Source organism: Acidovorax sp. GW823-FHT02H02 (assembly GCF_058797075.1).
This window is the reverse complement of sequence record NZ_JBXAJH010000001.1, coordinates 121011-135949: the sequence shown is the minus strand read 5'-3', so window position 1 is coordinate 135949 and position 14939 is coordinate 121011. Positions and strand designations below refer to the sequence as shown.

Annotated in this window: 19 protein-coding genes; 6 read left to right on the top strand and 13 right to left on the bottom strand. The window is 61.7% G+C overall.

The window, feature by feature from the left end:
* Nucleotides 1–37 precede the first annotated feature (37 nt).
* The 9 genes from AC1RDS_RS00635 to AC1RDS_RS00595 all read right to left on the bottom strand — a co-directional run bounded on the left by AC1RDS_RS00635 (nucleotide 38) and on the right by AC1RDS_RS00595 (nucleotide 7937).
* On the bottom strand, nucleotides 38–628 hold the full coding sequence (locus AC1RDS_RS00635; RefSeq protein ID WP_139285395.1) for a DUF4124 domain-containing protein: 591 nt from the start codon (nucleotides 626–628) through the stop codon (nucleotides 38–40).
* 18 nt (nucleotides 629–646) lie between these two features.
* A complete protein-coding gene (locus AC1RDS_RS00630) occupies nucleotides 647–820 on the bottom strand; it encodes a hypothetical protein (protein WP_159433798.1) in 174 nt (57 codons plus the stop codon).
* A gap of 145 nt (nucleotides 821–965) precedes the next feature.
* Nucleotides 966–1214 carry a hypothetical protein gene (locus AC1RDS_RS00625; protein ID WP_087746685.1) on the bottom strand — a complete coding sequence of 83 codons (249 nt, stop codon included), beginning with the start codon at nucleotides 1212–1214 and terminating at the stop codon, nucleotides 966–968.
* Between the two features lie 316 nt (nucleotides 1215–1530).
* Nucleotides 1531–1848 (bottom strand): DUF2322 family protein, encoded by a 318-nt coding sequence (locus tag AC1RDS_RS00620; protein ID WP_092700469.1) that lies wholly within the window; start codon nucleotides 1846–1848, stop codon nucleotides 1531–1533.
* 121 nt (nucleotides 1849–1969) lie between these two features.
* Complete coding sequence (locus tag AC1RDS_RS00615) at nucleotides 1970–2296, bottom strand: hypothetical protein (RefSeq protein ID WP_092700472.1); 327 nt, start codon at nucleotides 2294–2296, stop codon at nucleotides 1970–1972.
* Nucleotides 2297–2541: 245 nt separating this feature from the next.
* Nucleotides 2542–2859 (bottom strand): hypothetical protein, encoded by a 318-nt coding sequence (locus AC1RDS_RS00610; protein WP_244273735.1) that lies wholly within the window; start codon nucleotides 2857–2859, stop codon nucleotides 2542–2544.
* A 278-nt stretch (nucleotides 2860–3137) separates the two neighbouring features.
* The gene (locus tag AC1RDS_RS00605) at nucleotides 3138–4478 is read right to left on the bottom strand and encodes a GmrSD restriction endonuclease domain-containing protein (protein WP_092700475.1); all 1341 of its coding nucleotides are present in this window, start codon (nucleotides 4476–4478) and stop codon (nucleotides 3138–3140) included.
* Nucleotides 4479–4757: 279 nt separating this feature from the next.
* Nucleotides 4758–5717, bottom strand: coding sequence for an IS5 family transposase (locus AC1RDS_RS00600; RefSeq protein WP_092701786.1), 960 nt, complete (start codon nucleotides 5715–5717; stop codon nucleotides 4758–4760).
* A 363-nt stretch (nucleotides 5718–6080) separates the two neighbouring features.
* The gene (locus AC1RDS_RS00595) at nucleotides 6081–7937 is read right to left on the bottom strand and encodes a glutamine--tRNA ligase/YqeY domain fusion protein (RefSeq protein WP_092697691.1); all 1857 of its coding nucleotides are present in this window, start codon (nucleotides 7935–7937) and stop codon (nucleotides 6081–6083) included.
* 173 nt (nucleotides 7938–8110) lie between these two features.
* On the opposite strand from AC1RDS_RS00595, the gene AC1RDS_RS00590 reads away from it, so the two are divergent.
* The 6 genes from AC1RDS_RS00590 (at nucleotide 8111) to AC1RDS_RS00565 (ending at nucleotide 12017) form a co-directional block, all read left to right on the top strand.
* Complete coding sequence (locus tag AC1RDS_RS00590; RefSeq protein ID WP_092697692.1) at nucleotides 8111–8476, top strand: hypothetical protein; 366 nt, start codon at nucleotides 8111–8113, stop codon at nucleotides 8474–8476.
* A gap of 104 nt (nucleotides 8477–8580) precedes the next feature.
* Nucleotides 8581–9030, top strand: coding sequence for a type II 3-dehydroquinate dehydratase (gene aroQ / locus AC1RDS_RS00585; RefSeq protein ID WP_092697693.1), 450 nt, complete (start codon nucleotides 8581–8583; stop codon nucleotides 9028–9030).
* 17 nt (nucleotides 9031–9047) lie between these two features.
* The gene (locus AC1RDS_RS00580; RefSeq protein ID WP_092697694.1) at nucleotides 9048–9902 is read left to right on the top strand and encodes an alpha/beta fold hydrolase; all 855 of its coding nucleotides are present in this window, start codon (nucleotides 9048–9050) and stop codon (nucleotides 9900–9902) included.
* Nucleotides 9903–9930: 28 nt separating this feature from the next.
* Nucleotides 9931–10338: an alternative ribosome rescue aminoacyl-tRNA hydrolase ArfB gene (gene arfB / locus AC1RDS_RS00575; RefSeq protein ID WP_092697780.1), complete on the top strand. Its 408-nt coding sequence runs from the start codon at nucleotides 9931–9933 to the stop codon at nucleotides 10336–10338.
* 119 nt (nucleotides 10339–10457) lie between these two features.
* Nucleotides 10458–11294 (top strand): DODA-type extradiol aromatic ring-opening family dioxygenase, encoded by an 837-nt coding sequence (locus AC1RDS_RS00570; RefSeq protein ID WP_092697695.1) that lies wholly within the window; start codon nucleotides 10458–10460, stop codon nucleotides 11292–11294.
* Nucleotides 11295–11345: 51 nt separating this feature from the next.
* Nucleotides 11346–12017, top strand: coding sequence for an alpha/beta hydrolase (locus tag AC1RDS_RS00565; RefSeq protein WP_092697781.1), 672 nt, complete (start codon nucleotides 11346–11348; stop codon nucleotides 12015–12017).
* 92 nt (nucleotides 12018–12109) lie between these two features.
* On the opposite strand, the gene AC1RDS_RS00560 is transcribed toward AC1RDS_RS00565, so the two are convergent.
* Genes AC1RDS_RS00560 through AC1RDS_RS00545 form a run of 4 tightly spaced genes read right to left on the bottom strand, consistent with a single transcriptional unit; the run spans nucleotide 12110 to nucleotide 14921 of the window.
* Nucleotides 12110–12943 carry a M90 family metallopeptidase gene (locus AC1RDS_RS00560; protein ID WP_092697696.1) on the bottom strand — a complete coding sequence of 278 codons (834 nt, stop codon included), beginning with the start codon at nucleotides 12941–12943 and terminating at the stop codon, nucleotides 12110–12112.
* 42 nt (nucleotides 12944–12985) lie between these two features.
* Nucleotides 12986–13771, bottom strand: a complete 786-nt coding sequence (locus AC1RDS_RS00555) for a UDP-2,3-diacylglucosamine diphosphatase (RefSeq protein WP_092697697.1) — start codon at nucleotides 13769–13771, stop codon at nucleotides 12986–12988.
* Nucleotides 13772–13786: 15 nt separating this feature from the next.
* Nucleotides 13787–14314, bottom strand: coding sequence for a peptidylprolyl isomerase (locus AC1RDS_RS00550; RefSeq protein WP_092697698.1), 528 nt, complete (start codon nucleotides 14312–14314; stop codon nucleotides 13787–13789).
* A 22-nt stretch (nucleotides 14315–14336) separates the two neighbouring features.
* Nucleotides 14337–14921, bottom strand: coding sequence for a peptidylprolyl isomerase (locus tag AC1RDS_RS00545; protein ID WP_092697699.1), 585 nt, complete (start codon nucleotides 14919–14921; stop codon nucleotides 14337–14339).
* Nucleotides 14922–14939 lie beyond the last annotated feature (18 nt).

Genomic DNA, 14939 nt, shown 5'->3' with positions numbered 1-14939 from the left:
CATTGCCTTAAGGTCCTCTCAATGTTAAAACGAAGTTTCACTTCCCGCAGGCTTGCATCGCCCGAATCGTTTTCCAACGCTCGGCACGCTCAGCATCGGACACCGTCATGCTGGATGCGGATGTGATCGCGTTGTTGATCTCGTGCTGTGTTGGGCAAGGGCCAGTGGCACGAGATGGCGTTGAACCAATTGGAGCTCCTGGCCTGTGTTGGATCGAATCAACCACACCATTGCGCGTGTACACCAGCCAGGTTTCCTGCGGGCGCTCATAGATCACCTGCTCAGACTGGGTGCCGTTGTAGTTATTTGCGTTGACTTTGGTTGCCGGCCCCATCGCCTCCTGGAGCTGAGCCAATGTCATTCCCACCAGTGGCTTGCGCGTACGAATGGCCTCCGCCATCTCGTTGTCGCGTTTCATTTTTTCAAGGCGGGCTTGTGCATCCCCGGTGGCACCGGCACTGGCCGCAGGTGCGGACGTTGATCGAATGTTGAGCCTCTCGCCCTTGCCATCGGCACAAGGCGCATCCTGAAACACCACCTTGCCATCATGCCCTGTGCACTTGTTGATGGCCCAGGCCGGGGTGGCAGACAGCATCACGGCCGTGAGAAGAATGGCTGGTTTGAACATGGCTTCGCTCCCTTGTCTCTACTTTCGGTTGCGTTCAATGCGTTCTTGGCGTGCGGCATGGAATGCCGCCATCGCCTGCGGCCCGCTTTCCAGGGCGTGTTCCCATCCCTTGGTCAACGCAGTCTTATCGGCTGCGGCAGCTGGTTTCAGTTTCTCCAACAAGCGTGGCATACGCGGTTTGTTTTTGCTCATAGTCGGTATGCAGGTCGAGCCGTTTGGCACGCTTGCAAATCAGCATGGCATCTCCGTACAGTCGGGGAAACAAAAAACGGCACTGGTGCGGCGCACCTTGCCTGTGCGGCAGTCCGCCTTGCGCAGCCCCCCGGGTGGCAGGGGCTCAGTGCGTCACAAACTCGTAAGTCACCGCCTCGCTCTCCACCATGTCCAGGATGTCGTTGAGCACATCGTCGTCATCGGTGCTGCTCCAGGTTTCCTCGGGGTTGCTGGCAAACAGCGGCTCGATGGCCACGTCCATGAAAACGCCATTGGGCAGCTTGAGTACCGGCGTGCCTTCGGAGGTGCCCACCAGTTCCCAGTCGTCCGGCACGGACATTTCAAGCTGGATGGTGACATTGAGTTTTTTCATGGCGGGTTCCTTGGGGAATAAGGCGGCGAGGGTAACCCAATTTGGTGACAAATGGGCATTTTGTTCAGCAGGAACAAGCGCCATAAGCTATTAAAAAGAGAGCGTTTGAAGCCCGTCCGATAGGGTGTGAATGCATGGTCCGGCCTGCCAACCCCGCCACGCCCGCGCTATGCGACAGCGGGTATAGCCCACGCTGTGCGCGCCAAAGCCGCAATCCATGGGCACGGACGGCACCCACTCGCCCCCCTTTTTTACGACGAACGGCTGATGACGGGTTCGACGCCGTGCAACGAAACAGGCCCCCGTCGTTGAACCATTACGCAGCGATGGGCTGGGCGCGGTAGCTCTCGCCGCCCTCGGCCCAGGCCAGCAGCCGGTCGATGTTGGGGTGCTTGCCCGGAAACGCCCGCGCATCCGCCACATGTTCGGCATACCACTCCAGCCCCAGGCCGGCCGCCGCAGGCGAAATGCTGCCGCCATACAGCGCCGCCAGCGCGGCATACACCACCAGAGAGCCGGTCTGGCCGGGCTTGTTCTCGATGGTGGCCAGCACCTGGCCATTGGCATCCTGCAGCTGCAGGGCGGCGAAGTGGCTGGCGGAGGGGAGTTGTTTCAGGCGGTCTGCGAAGTTCATGGAGGTATTGAAGAATATTCTGATCAAAATGGCTTCTGGCGCTTTATGGATAAGCGCTAGCAGCTATGAAAACAGGAGTTTTATTGTACTTTCCGTTGCCCGTGCAATGGGCGCTAGCCTCTTACGCCTGCCACACCCCAAACCCCGCCGAGCGCAGGTCGATACCAATCTCGATCTCCCGGTCCACCGCCTCTTCATAGCCCATGGGGTTGAATCCCTCATACAGATCGGGCAGCAGCCGCAGGCCGTATTGCGTGACAAACCGGTTGGCCTGGATGCCCGCCTTGTGCTTGTCAAACCGCACATCCGGGTTCAGGCCCGTCATGCCCACATACACGCAGGGCTTGCCGTCGATGTAGCCGGGGTTGTTCTTGCGAAAGCGGGGGCCGGTCAGCACGTCTTTGGGGAGTTCGACCACGTAGACGTGGTGGTGCGGGCGGCGGGGCATGGTGTGGTTTTAGGTAAAAAATGGCATCACTGCAAGTGGAATCAGCGCAAACAGCTACTAAAAATATAGCGCAGCGCAAGAGCCGATCAGCGCGAAGTGCCCGGCGCACTCAAAACGTCGCCCCATCCGGCTTAGCGCGGTGGCTCACGATGGTCCACCATGACACCCGATGAACCGGGCTGCGGCGCAGACGATCTGTTGTGCTGGTGTGCCCCTGGCGCCCAGCCGGGGGCCTGGAGCCGCTCTTACTGCGCGCTCCCCAGCGTTGCCAGCAGCCGGGCGCTCACCTCGGCTGCATCGGGCGTGGCGAACTGCATGTTGTGCTGCTCCGTCAGCGGGCCGTGGCCGGGCTCCATGCCACCGGCAGCGTCGTAGCCCATGGCCTTGAACTTCCAGACCCCGCCCACTTGTTTGAGCGAGCCCACATGCGCGCCATCGGCCGTGTGCACCGCCACCACACCAGCGTTGACGGGCAACAACCGCAAGGGGCCCGCCAGCGGGCCGGGCGGCACGTGGGCGAAGGTTGGTGTGAAGGTAGGCGTCATGGGCTGGGTCAGAGGCATAGCAATGTTTGTATCTCAAAAGCCCGGTGCCCGCCGCCCAGCGCCATGCTGGCCCCGAGCACTGTCATGAACGACGACGCGCTGTAGGCCATAGGGGGGGCTTATTGGGAACCGATCGAAGTCTGTCTACGGCCAAGAGCTGCCGCTGGCGGTAAATAGAAGCAGGCGCTCAACGAACTAGTTAACTGGCGCCGGAGCCCGAAGGGCGCAGGGCACCAACAGCGGCCAATAAAATGCCGAAGGCATGGCGGCTGTTGGCGTCCACGTTGAACGCCCAGTTATACCGCCTCGTTCCTTGGTCGCGACCAATTGCAATAGCGATGAGTAAGCCTTGCGTTTTCCGGGATTGTCCTTCCTCCCATCCAGTATTGCTTGATGTGGTCTAACGCCGCATCGTCCACACTGCTAATTCTCTGGCCGCATATCGCGCATGTCGCATCCTTTTCTATTAGTTCCTCCTTAAGTTTGTAAGAGAAGCATCTGGGTTCCTTTTGGCCGACGCCAAGAATTCCTTGCAGCGTAGATCGCCACTTGTCGAATCGCACAGTGACTGCTTGTACGGAACTTGTAGACAGTTCTATCGAATCAATAAATGATTGATCCTCTGTCATTAGATGAATTAGGGCTTCCTTGATGGAATCAAGGTTTTGGAAAACCTTGTTTTTGTCCTCTTTTGCAAAAGAGTACATCAGTATGTCGTATAGTGACACATTGAATTTCTTTGGTTCCCAATATCCATTGGGGTCCTCTGGCTTGCCCTTGTAGTATCGCTTGAAAGCGTTTTTATCGAATATTGATCTTATAATTTGGCAGGCATTTTTGAATGCTGCCTTCAATTCTATTAGATCCTTGTCTGATATGTCTTTCTTTTCTTGTGACTCGCTGTTGAGGAATGCTCTTATTGGGGCCTTATAATTGAGATAGGTTTTGTGGTAAAACGCGCAGAATCTCAAAACAAGCTCGACGTCTCTCATCCGCTTGTCTTGTGTCTTTAGGCCGCATAGATACATGAAATCCGGATCAAGTGACATCTCTCGGAGGGCTGTGTTGAGTTTCCCTCTATACAAACAGTTGCGCAACTCTTGGTCATTAAGTTGGACGGAGCCTGTATTTAGTCTCTCAAATATCTCGAACTTAAGATCCTCGCTAGAATCTTTCTGGAAGGTGATGGCGCGAATTTTGTAATAACGAATTTTGTCCTGAATTTCCTCGGAAAGTTCGCTGAATTTCCTTCCGTTCAAGTCGGTGCAGACATTTAGCCCGCCAAGTTTAAATACTTTTCCATCAGGAAAAACCCCCTCGATAAATGAGAAGAAGGATGTGAGCCTTTGCTGCCCATCAATGACGTACTCCTTGCCATCTTTTTCTTCAGATAGGTAGATGATCGGCAGTGGAATGGAAAGGATTGCTGATTCGATGAGCTTGCTTGCCTTTACGGCGTCCCAAACATACTGACGCTGGAAGTCAGGCTGAAGAACTAGCCTGCCCCTTGTTTTTTTGTTGTGCAGCGAATCAATTTCCAGGTCGCCACTGGACGTAAAAATCTTTTTGCTCTCTGCGGGCAACGCTACGTCTTCAGTGTCGTCAGACTCAATAGTTAAATCGAATTCATCTTCCATCTCAAAAAGTCCTTTCTTGGGGGGGGATAAGGTAATGTAGACCGCACCAAGCCGCAGGCCATATCTGGCGCTTGCGGTCTAAACTGGCACGCAGAAAACGCTGCAAGGGGCTTGTAGCCTAGGGATGTCCTGAACAACTCGAATTTGTGAGTGCTAGAAGGCAGCCGCGTTCAGGCAGCGCGATGGAGACCGTTTGGGCAGCACTTGGGCCTTGTTTTCCTGCCCTGTTTCGGCTCTCTTGCACCGCTTTGGCGGCCCTTTGCCCTTTCGCTGGCGCACTCATCCCTGCGCCCCCAGCAATTGGTGGCGCACCATCCACAGATTGGACAGCGCAAACAGCGTCTTGAGTTGCAGCGTGTTCTTCTTCAGCCCCCGGTAGCGCACCTTCGTGTATCCAAACTGCCGCTTGATCACCCTGAAGGGATGCTCCACCTTGGCACGGATGCTCGCCTTGATCTTCTCCACTTGGTCTATCAGCGCGTCAACAGGGTTCTCTTTGTCCAGTGCTTTGCGCTTGCCTGGGCGCATCGCGATGTGCCACCTCACGCCTTCTTTGGCATCAGGGCGTTTGTCCACGCCCTGATAGCCTGCGTCACCAAACCCGTCTGTCTCCTGCCCGTGCAGCAAGCTGTTGCCCTCAACGACGTCTGCCACGTTGCCCGAGGTGCCTATGACGGTGTGCACCAATCCCGAGTCCGCATCCACGCCAATATGTGCCTTCATGCCAAAGTGCCATTCGTTGCCCTTTTGGCTCGAATGCATCTCTGGATCGCGCTTTTTGTCCTTATTCTTGGTGGAGCTGGGCGCTGCGATCAAGGTGGCGTCCACCGCAGTGCCTGCCTTGAGCAGCAAGCCCTGGGCTGCCAACAGGTCGTTGACGGTGGCCAGAATCTGCTCGGCCAGCTTATGTTTCTCAAGCCGGTGGCGAAAGCGCAAGATGGTGCTCTCATCGGGCATTCGTCCATGCGCATCCAGCCCTGCAAACTCCCGGTAGATCGGGGTGTCAAAGAAGGCTTCTTCCATCGCCAGATCCGACAGGGTGAACCACTGCTGCATGCAGTGGATGCGCAGCATGGTCTCCAGTGCAAAGGGTGGGCGGCCGTTCTTGCCTTCTGGGTAATACGGCGCAATGAGCTCTACCAGTGCAACCCAGGGAACCACCCGATCCATCTGGGCCAGCAGGTCTTGCTTGCGCGTCTTCTTGGTGCTCAGATTCAGATCAAGGCTGCTTTGCTTCATGGCTTGGGAGGATGCCATGACTGGGCCGCTTCTATCCGACTGACTGCCAGGTTTTGCAGGATTTCCCTAGCTTTGTGGCACGTGTGCTGTATGAAAAAGCATTACTAAATTCAGCCATGAAACCCGCCGCCCTTCCTGTGTTGCGCGCCACACGGTTGCTGGATTAGGTCCGTGAGCAAATTCGTTCCGAACACTATAGCTTTGCGCACGGGGCTGGGCCACGCCATGGCGCCGTACATCGTCAGACGACGGCTTTGTGGCTATGCACTGACCGACTGCTCTGGGTCGCAAGCCGTCAACAGCCCAAAAGAAAAGGCCAGCAAACCTAGAGGTTTGCTGGCCTTTTCTCCATTCAGGGGTTAATCATTTCCCCCAAGAGTCCTTCAGCCCTACCGCCAGGTTAAACACCGGCTTCCCCGCCGCGTGGTCCACCCGGTCCGCCACGAAGTACCCATGCCGCTCAAACTGGAACTTGTCATCCGGTTTCGCATTGGCCAGTGACGGCTCCACGATGGCGGTCACTACCTTCAGGCTGTTCGGGTTCAGGCTTTCGATGAAGTCCTTGCCGCCCGCGTCGGGCTGGGCGTCGAGGAACAGGCGGTCATACATGCGCACTTCGGCGTTCACGCCGTCGGCCACGCCCACCCAGGTGATGGCGGCTTTGACCTTCACGCTGTCGGCGCCGGGGGTGCCGCTCTTGGTGCCCTCCACCACGGTGGCCAGCACTTCGGTGATGTTGCCTGCGGCATCCTTCGTGCAGCCGGTGCATTCGATGACGTAGCCGCCCTTCAGGCGCACAGTGTTGCCGGGCAGCATTTGACCGTCCGCCCCTGGCCGGGGCGGATAAAGGCGCTTGTAGCCCTTGGGGGGCACTTCTTCAAAGTCTTCGCGCTCAATCCACACTTCCTTGCCGATGGTGAAGTGGCGCACGGGGCTTTCTACGCCCTCGGGCGGGTGGGGCAGGGCGGGCAGGTTGCAAGGCTCCAGGTGGCCGGCGCCCATCACCTCGTCCCAGTTGGTCAGCACCAGCTTGACGGGGTTGAGCACGGCCATGCCACGGTGGGCCTTCAGCTCCAGGTCTTCGCGCAGGCAGCCTTCGAGGGTGCCGTAGTCGATCCAGCTGTCGGATTTGGTCACGCCGATGCGTTCGGCAAAGGTTTGCAGGGCGGCGGGCGTGTAGCCACGGCGGCGCAGGCCGACGATGGTGGGCATGCGGGGGTCGTCCCAGCCGCTGACCTTGTGGTCGTACACCAGCTGGGCCAGCTTGCGCTTGCTGGTGATGACGTAGGTGAGGTTCAGGCGCGCAAATTCGTACTGGCGGGGGGGCGGGGCGGTGAGCAGGCCACCTTCGGTTAAACGCTCCAGCAGCCAGTCGTAGAACGGGCGCTGGTCTTCAAACTCCAGCGTGCACAGGCTGTGGGTGATCTGCTCCAGCGCGTCCTCGATGGGGTGCGCGTAGGTGTACATGGGGTAGATGCACCAGGTGTCGCCCGTGTTGTGGTGCGTGGCCCGGCGGATGCGGTAGATGGCCGGGTCGCGCATGTTGATGTTGGGGCTGGCCATGTCGATCCTGGCGCGCAGCACCATGGAGCCATCCTCGTGCTTGCCGTCGCGCATCTCGCGAAAGATGCGCAGATTTTCCGCAGGGGTGCGGCTGCGGAAGGGGCTGTCCACGCCGGGTTTGCCGAAGTCGCCGCGGTTCACGCGCATCTGCTCGGCGGTCTGTTCGTCCACATAGGCGTGGCCAGCTTCGATCAGGGTTTCGGCCGCGCGGTACATGAAGTCGAAGTAGTCGCTGGCCTGGTAGGGCTTGTCGTTGCCGGGCTGGCTCCAGTCAAAACCCAGCCATTTCACGGCGTCGATGATGCTGTTGACGTATTCGGTGTCTTCTTTTTCGGGGTTGGTGTCGTCAAAGCGCAGATGGCACACACCGCCGTAGTCGCGTGCCAGGCCAAAGTTGATGCAGATGCTCTTGGCGTGGCCCACGTGCAGGTAGCCGTTGGGCTCGGGCGGGAACCGGGTGCGGATCTTGGCGGGGTCGGGCTGGCCGGCCGCGTGGTGGGCGGCATCGCCGGGGCTGCCGGCCCAGCGGCGGGTGGCGTAGATGCCTTTGTCGAGGTCGCTCTCGATGATCTGGCGCAAAAAGTTGCTGGGGCGGGCGGCTTCGGTGGCGGCGGTGCTGGTTGCGGGCGTGGTGTTGGCAGGGGTGGGGGTGCTCATGCGGCCATTTTAGGGGGCGGCTTGTGGCTGCGATGCGCGGGCGCAGATGGGGGGTGTACGTCCAGAAACAATATCGGGCGCGTTTCATGACATCCTTTGGGGGGTGTGGTGCGTTGTGTACCTGTGAGGCCTGTCCAATGGGTTGGTGGCCTCTGCTTCCCAAGGAGATTTCCATGACGAAAACCCGTTCTATCTATGCCATGGCCGCTGCTGCCGGTGTGGCGCTGGCCCTGCTTGCGGGCGCCGGCACCGCCCAGGCGCGCGACGTGTATTGGTCGGTGGGCGTGAATTCGCCAGGCGTGGCGTTGGGCGTCAGCAATGGCGGCTATCCCGTTTACGTGGCCCCCGCGCCGGTGTATGTGGCGCCGCAGCCCATTTATTACCAGCCACCGCCTCCGGTCTATTACGCACCGCCGCGGCCCGTGTATTACGCTCCCTCGACCTACTATGCACAGCCACCGGGCTTTTACTACCGTGATCGCGGACACCGCCATGGGCACCGCGGCCGTGGTGATTGGGGCGACCGCTGGGATCGATGATGCGGCTTCGGCGGTGCGGTCACTGCTGACGGTGACCACCTGGTCGGGCACCGCATAATCCGGCGTCTGGCCTGCCGGTTTGGCAGGCGGACCGCCCGGAGTGCATGCCTGTGAAAACCGTTTTTGTCCTGAATGGCCCCAACCTGAACTTGCTGGGCACGCGCGAACCTGCCGTGTATGGCGCCCAGACGCTGGCCGATGTAGAGCAACTGTGCGCCGCCGCCTGCGCCCGCCACGGGTTTGCGCTGCGCTTTCACCAAAGCAACCACGAGGGCGCGCTGGTGGACTGGATCCACGAGGCGGGCCGCCTGCACGCCGCGGGCGAACTGGCGGGCGTGGTGCTCAATGCTGGCGCCTACACCCACACCAGCGTGGCGCTGCTCGATGCCATCAAGGGCACGGGCGTTGCACTGATCGAGCTGCACATCAGCAACGTGCACGCCCGCGAGAGCTTCCGCCACCACTCCTATATTGCCGCTGCCGCCAAGGCGGTGATGTGCGGCTTTGGCGTCAAGGGCTATGGCCTGGCCATTGACGGCCTGGCCGGGCTGTGAGGGAGCAGGTTTTTCGCATGACCGATTTGTATCTTCCCTCCGAGGTGCAGCGCCTGGCTGCGCAAGCCGAGCGCCACACCACACCCTGCGGCGAGGGCGACATTCTCTGGCATGTCTGGGGCGAAGCCCGCCCGAATGCGCGCCCGCTGGTGCTGCTGCATGGCGGCAGCGGCAGCTGGACGCATTGGGTGCGCAACATCGATGCCCTGGTGGCCGCCGGGCGCCAGCTATGGGTACCCGATCTGCCCGGTTTCGGTGAATCCGCCGCGCCGCTGTCGGGTGGCGATGCCGATGCGCTGGTGGCGCCGTTGCGCGCGGGGCTGCACGCTTTGCTGGGCAACGCACCCTGTGATCTGGTGGGGTTCTCGTTTGGCGGTTTGACGGCTGGCCTGCTGCTGGCGGCCCACCCCGAACTGGCCGAACGGCTGGTGCTGGTGGGGGCGCCGGCCATGGGCGTGGTGCCCCACCGGCAGTTCGAGCTGAAGGCCTGGCGCCACCTGACCGAACTGGACGAACAGCTGGCCATCCACCGCTACAACCTGGCCGCGCTGATGCTGCATGACACGCGCCTCATCGACGGCCTGGCCCTGCAGACCCATGTGGCCAACGTGCTGCGCGACCGCATGCCCCGCCGCCGCCTGGCGCACACCGACATCCTGGCGCGCTCGCTGCCCCAGGTGGCTTGCCCGGTGCATGCCATTTATGGCGAGTACGATGCGCTGTACAAAAGCTGGATTCACCAGCTTGAAGACGCCTTTGCCGCGGCTGCCCCCGATTTTCGGGGCATGCACCTGGTGCCCAATGCCGGCCACTGGGTGCAGTTCGAGCAGCCTGAGGCGTTTGATGCGGCGCTGCTGGCGGCGCTGGCCTGAAAGCCTGCGCGATGCCGCAGGGTGTTCCATGAGCGCCGCCCTGCTGCAGGTGGCCGAAGCCGAGGTGGAATTCTCGGCCATGCGCGCCCAGGGCGCCGGCGGCCAGAACGTCAACAAGGTTTCGAGCGCAGTGCACCTGCGCTTTGCCGTGGGCGCGTCCTCGCTGCCGGTAGGCGTGAAAGAGCGCCTGCTGGCCCTGCGCGATAGCCGCATCACGCAGGACGGTGTGGTCGTCATCAAGGCCCAGCAATACCGTAGCCAGGAGCAAAACCGGGCCGACGCGCTGGCGCGGTTGAACGCGCTGGTGCAATCGGTGGCGCAACCACCCCGCACGCGCCGCGCCACCAAGCCCACCTATGGCTCCAGGCAGCGGCGCCTGGAATCCAAAACCCAGCGTGGTGAGACCAAGGCATTGCGCGGGAAGGTGCGGGACTGAGAGCCTGAACAGTGTGGCCGTGCTATTGGTAAGGTTTTTGGAACGATATGTCTGATGGCAGAGGAATTGAATCGCTGCTTATTAGCTACTACATTCTGGGTATTCACTGAAAGACTGCCATGTCCACTTCTGCCCCTGTCTCCAGCCACGTTCACAACCCCGCCCTCGTTCCGTCTCTCTATGTTTCGCATGGCGCGCCCCTGTTTGCGCTGGATGCGGGCGAAACCGGCCCTGCGCTCACCCGCTGGGGGCAGGAGTTGCGTGCGCAGTTTCCGGCCTTGCGCGGGGTGGTCGTCATGTCGCCGCACTGGATGGCCCGCACCCCGCAGGTCATGACGGGCCCGCAGCCCGCCACCTGGCACGACTTTGGCGGCTTTCCGCCCGCGCTGTACCAGTTGCAATACCCCGCGCCCGGTGCACCCGCGCTGGCGCAAGAGGTGCTGGCCCTGCTGCAGGCGGCCGGTGTGCCTGCCCAGGGCGATGCACAGCGCCCGTTTGACCACGGTGCCTGGGTGCCGCTGATGCACCTGTTTCCCGAGGCCGACCTGCCGGTGGTGCAGGTGGCGCTGCCCGTTGGCGCAGGCCCTGCCGAGGTCTATGCCATGGGCGCGGCACTGCGCGGCCTGCGCAGCCAGGGCGTGCTGGTGCTGGGTTCGGGCAGCATGACGCACAACCTGGGCGAATTTTTTGGTGGGGCGCGCGAGCCTGCGCCTTATGTGATCGAGTTCAGCCGCTGGGTCGAATCGGCCCTGGAGCGGGGCGATCTCAAGGCCTTGCTCAACTACCGCAGCCTGGCGCCGCACGCCGAGCGCGCCCATCCCACGGATGACCATTTCTTGCCGCTGTTCTTTGCACTGGGTGCCGCAGGCGACGATTTGCACGCAAACTACCTCAGCCGCGAGGTGATGTACAGCATGCTGGCGATGGATGCCTTTGCGCTGCAGCCCGCGGTATGACCGTGCCCATCCACCCCGTTTTTTAACCAAAATCACCTCTGGCAATTGACCATGCTTGATCTACCGCTCACTTTTTTGCAGCGTCCTGCCGCTGCGGGCATTCCCAAACCCTGGCTGCTGGTGCTGATGCATGGCGTGGGCAGCAACGAGCAGGATCTTTTCAGCCTGGCTTCGCAGCTTCCCGAGCGCTTTCATGTGCTGAGCCTGCGCGCACCCCACCGCATGGGGCCGGGCTCGCACGCCTGGTTTGATTTCTCGGTGGAGCCCAGTGGCGCCCGCAGCATCAACGAGGCGCAGGAGGCCCACAGCCGTGCCCTGGTGGCGCAGACCATCGAGGCGGCCTCGGCCCAGCTGGGTATTGCACCTGAGCGCGTGGTGGTGGGGGGCTTCAGCCAGGGCGGCATCATGGCCTTGTCGCTGCTGCTGACACGGCCCGAACTGCTGCATGCCGCCATGGTCTGGCACAGCCGCCTGCTGGCCGAGGTGGTGCCGCTGCAGGCCTCGCACGAGGCATTGCACGGCAAGAAGCTGTGGCTGAGCCACGGCACGCACGACAACGTGATTCCGCTCGCCAATGCCCAGGCCATTGCGCACCACATGGCAACGCTGCCCGTGTCGGTGACCTACCGCGAGTTTCCGGGTACGCACGAGATCCGCCCGTCCGAGCTGGCCGCCACGGTGGCGTGGCTGGAGTCACTCTCGACCACGCCCGTGCCCTATTGAGGTATTCGGGTTGCTATCTAACTGATAGCTATTGGCGCTTGCTGGCAAGGCAATGGATCGTTATTTCTTGTGAATCACCAGGTCGGGCCGGGCTATTCCGGCAATGACAGCCCCGGCCGGAAGAACGCATCGAGCACTGGCATCAGCACCGGGAATTCCTGCGCAAACTGCGCCCGGTTCACAAAATACGCCTCGCACGCCACAGCAAAAAACTCGGCCGGTGCCGTGGCGCCATAGGCATCGAGCCAGGGTTGGGTGGCGCCAAAGCGCTCGGCCATGATCACGCGCTCGCGAAAATCCGCATAGACTGGCTCCCATGCTGCCCACCAGGCCTCGTGGGCAGCACGGCCCGTGCGGGTGCCCATGAAGCCTGCCGGCAGGGGTGGGCAGCCGTTGGGGGTACCGCTGCGCATGTCGAGCTTGTGCACGAACTCGTGCACCACCACGTTGGTGCCGCGCGCGGTGTTGTGGCTGGCATCGGCCACATGCTGCCAGCTGAGCATGATGGGGCCGCGCTCCATGGCCTCGCCCAGCAGCACCTCGGTGTGCTCGTGCACTACGCCGGCTTCGTCCATCGTCTGGCGGCGCGCCACGGCTTCGCCCGGGTGCACCACAATGCCCACGAAGTCGTCGTACCAGCCCAGGGCTGCGGCGGCATCGCCCCAGTGCAGCAGTGGCAGGCAGGCCTGCGCGGCGATGTCGATGGCCATGGCATCGGTCACCACCAGACCATGGGCGCCATGGAACTGCTTGTGGTGCAAAAAGAGGGCGCTGAGCGCGCGCAACTTGGCCTGGTCGTGCAGCGGCAGGGCCGCCAGAAACGGGTAGCGCAGCAGGGTTTGCAGCCACAGCGCGGCCGAGATGTCAGGCACGGGCGCCACGGTGGCGCGAACGCGGCTCCAGAGCCGGTCAAGAAAGGGGGGCATGGTGATCGGGCGGCAGGAGGTCGAGTCCCGCGCAATTCAGGATCACTCGCACCTGGGGGCCAAAGCCACGCGTTCCAGGCCCGCGTTAGACAAACGCAGTGTTTCCAGGCGCGGGGGTTGTGCGGCGGCGTCCCAGTCGCTCAGCACCACCCGCTGCAGGCCCGGTGCCAGGGCGTGGTTCGCCGGCTTGTGGGTGTGGCCGTGGATCAGGGTGTGCGCCTGGGCGGCTGTGAGCCAGTCGATGGCGGCGGGGCCGTCCACATCGGCGTAGATGGCGCCCGATCGCTTGTGCGCCTCGCTCTCCTGGCGGATGCTGCGTGCCTGCGCCCGGCGCGTGGCCAGGGGCTGGGTCAGAAATTGCGCTTGCCACTGGGCACTGCGCGCCTGCACGCGAAAGCGCTGGTAATCCACATCGTCCAGGCACAGCAGGTCGCCATGGCTGAGCACGAAGCGCTGGTTGTCGAAAACCAGCACGGTGGGATCAGCCAGGCCGGTGATGCCGCAATGCGCAAGAAACGCCGGCCCCGCCAGAAAGTCGCGGTTGCCGTGCATGAAGTACACGGGCAGGCGCTGCGCTGCGGCCTGCAGGGCCGCGCAGCCCTGGGCCTCGAAGCTGCCGGGCTCCAGGATGGCATCGTCGCCCACCCACACCTCGAACAGGTCGCCCAGGATGAAGAGGGCGTCGGCTGGCGTGGTCTGCAGGTAGTGCCGCCAGGCGGCCACCGTGGCGGGCTCGCTGGCCTGCAGGTGCAGGTCGGAAATGAAATCGACCGTGCGCCAGTGCGAGGGAGCGGCAAGCTCCTCGAACCGGGGCACGGTCGGGGTCACGGGCAGGGCCTGGGCTTAAAGCGCAACCGCCTTGTCGATCACCACAGCGTCAAAAGGCACGTCGTCGTGGAAGCCCTTGCGCGTGGTGCGGACGGCCTTGATGGCGTCCACGACGTCCTGGCCCTTCACGACCTTGCCGAACACGGCGTAGCCCCAGCCCTGGGGGGTAGGAGAGCTGTGGTTCAGGAAGGCGTTGTCCACCGTATTGATGAAGAACTGTGCCGTGGCCGAGTGCGGGTCGCCCGTGCGCGCCATGGCCACGGTGTACTTGTCGTTCTTCAGGCCGTTCTTGGCTTCGTTCTCGATCGGGGCCTGGGTTTCCTTTTGCTTCATGTCGGCCGTCATGCCGCCGCCCTGGACCATGAAGTTCTTGATCACGCGGTGGAACACGGTGCCGTTGTAGAAGCCGCTGTTGACGTAGTTCAGGAAGTTCTCGGCCGACTTGGGGGCCTTCGCGGCGTCCAGTTCGATGGTGATCACGCCTTGGGTGGCGGTTTCGGCCACGTTGATGGTGACGTGGAGTTCAACTTGTGGATTGCTCATTGCAGTGCTTTCTTCAAAAAAATCACTTCACCACGGTGGCGGAGTGGATGGTGACGGGGGTGATGGGCACGTTCTGGTGGCCGCCCTTGTTGCCGGTGGCCACGGCCTTGATCTTGTCCACCACGGCCGTGCCTTCGACCACCTTGCCGAACACGGCATAGCCGTGGCCGTCAGGCTGGGGGGCGTTGAGCATGGCGTTGGCCTTCACGTTGATGAAGAACTGCGCGGTGGCCGAGTTGGGGTTGGCCGTGCGGGCCATGGCGATGGTATAGGTGTCGTTCTTGAGACCATTGGCCGCTTCGAGCGGGATGGGAGCCTTGGTGGGCTTTTGCACCATGTCGGCCGTGAAGCCGCCGCCCTGGATCATGAAGCCGTCGATGACGCGGTGGAATACCGTGCCGTCGTAGTGCTTGTCGTTCACATACGCCAGGAAGTTCTCGACCGTCTTGGGCGCTTTGGCGGGATCGAGCTGCAGCACGATGTCGCCCATGGAGGTGGCCAGTTTGACCTTGGGAGCGTCTTGTGCCTGCACCGGGCTTGCTATTGAAAACACAGCCGATAACGCAATGCCAGTGAGCGCAATGGTCGTTTTTCTTTTGGAAATCATGCAGAACTCCTTGAGTGA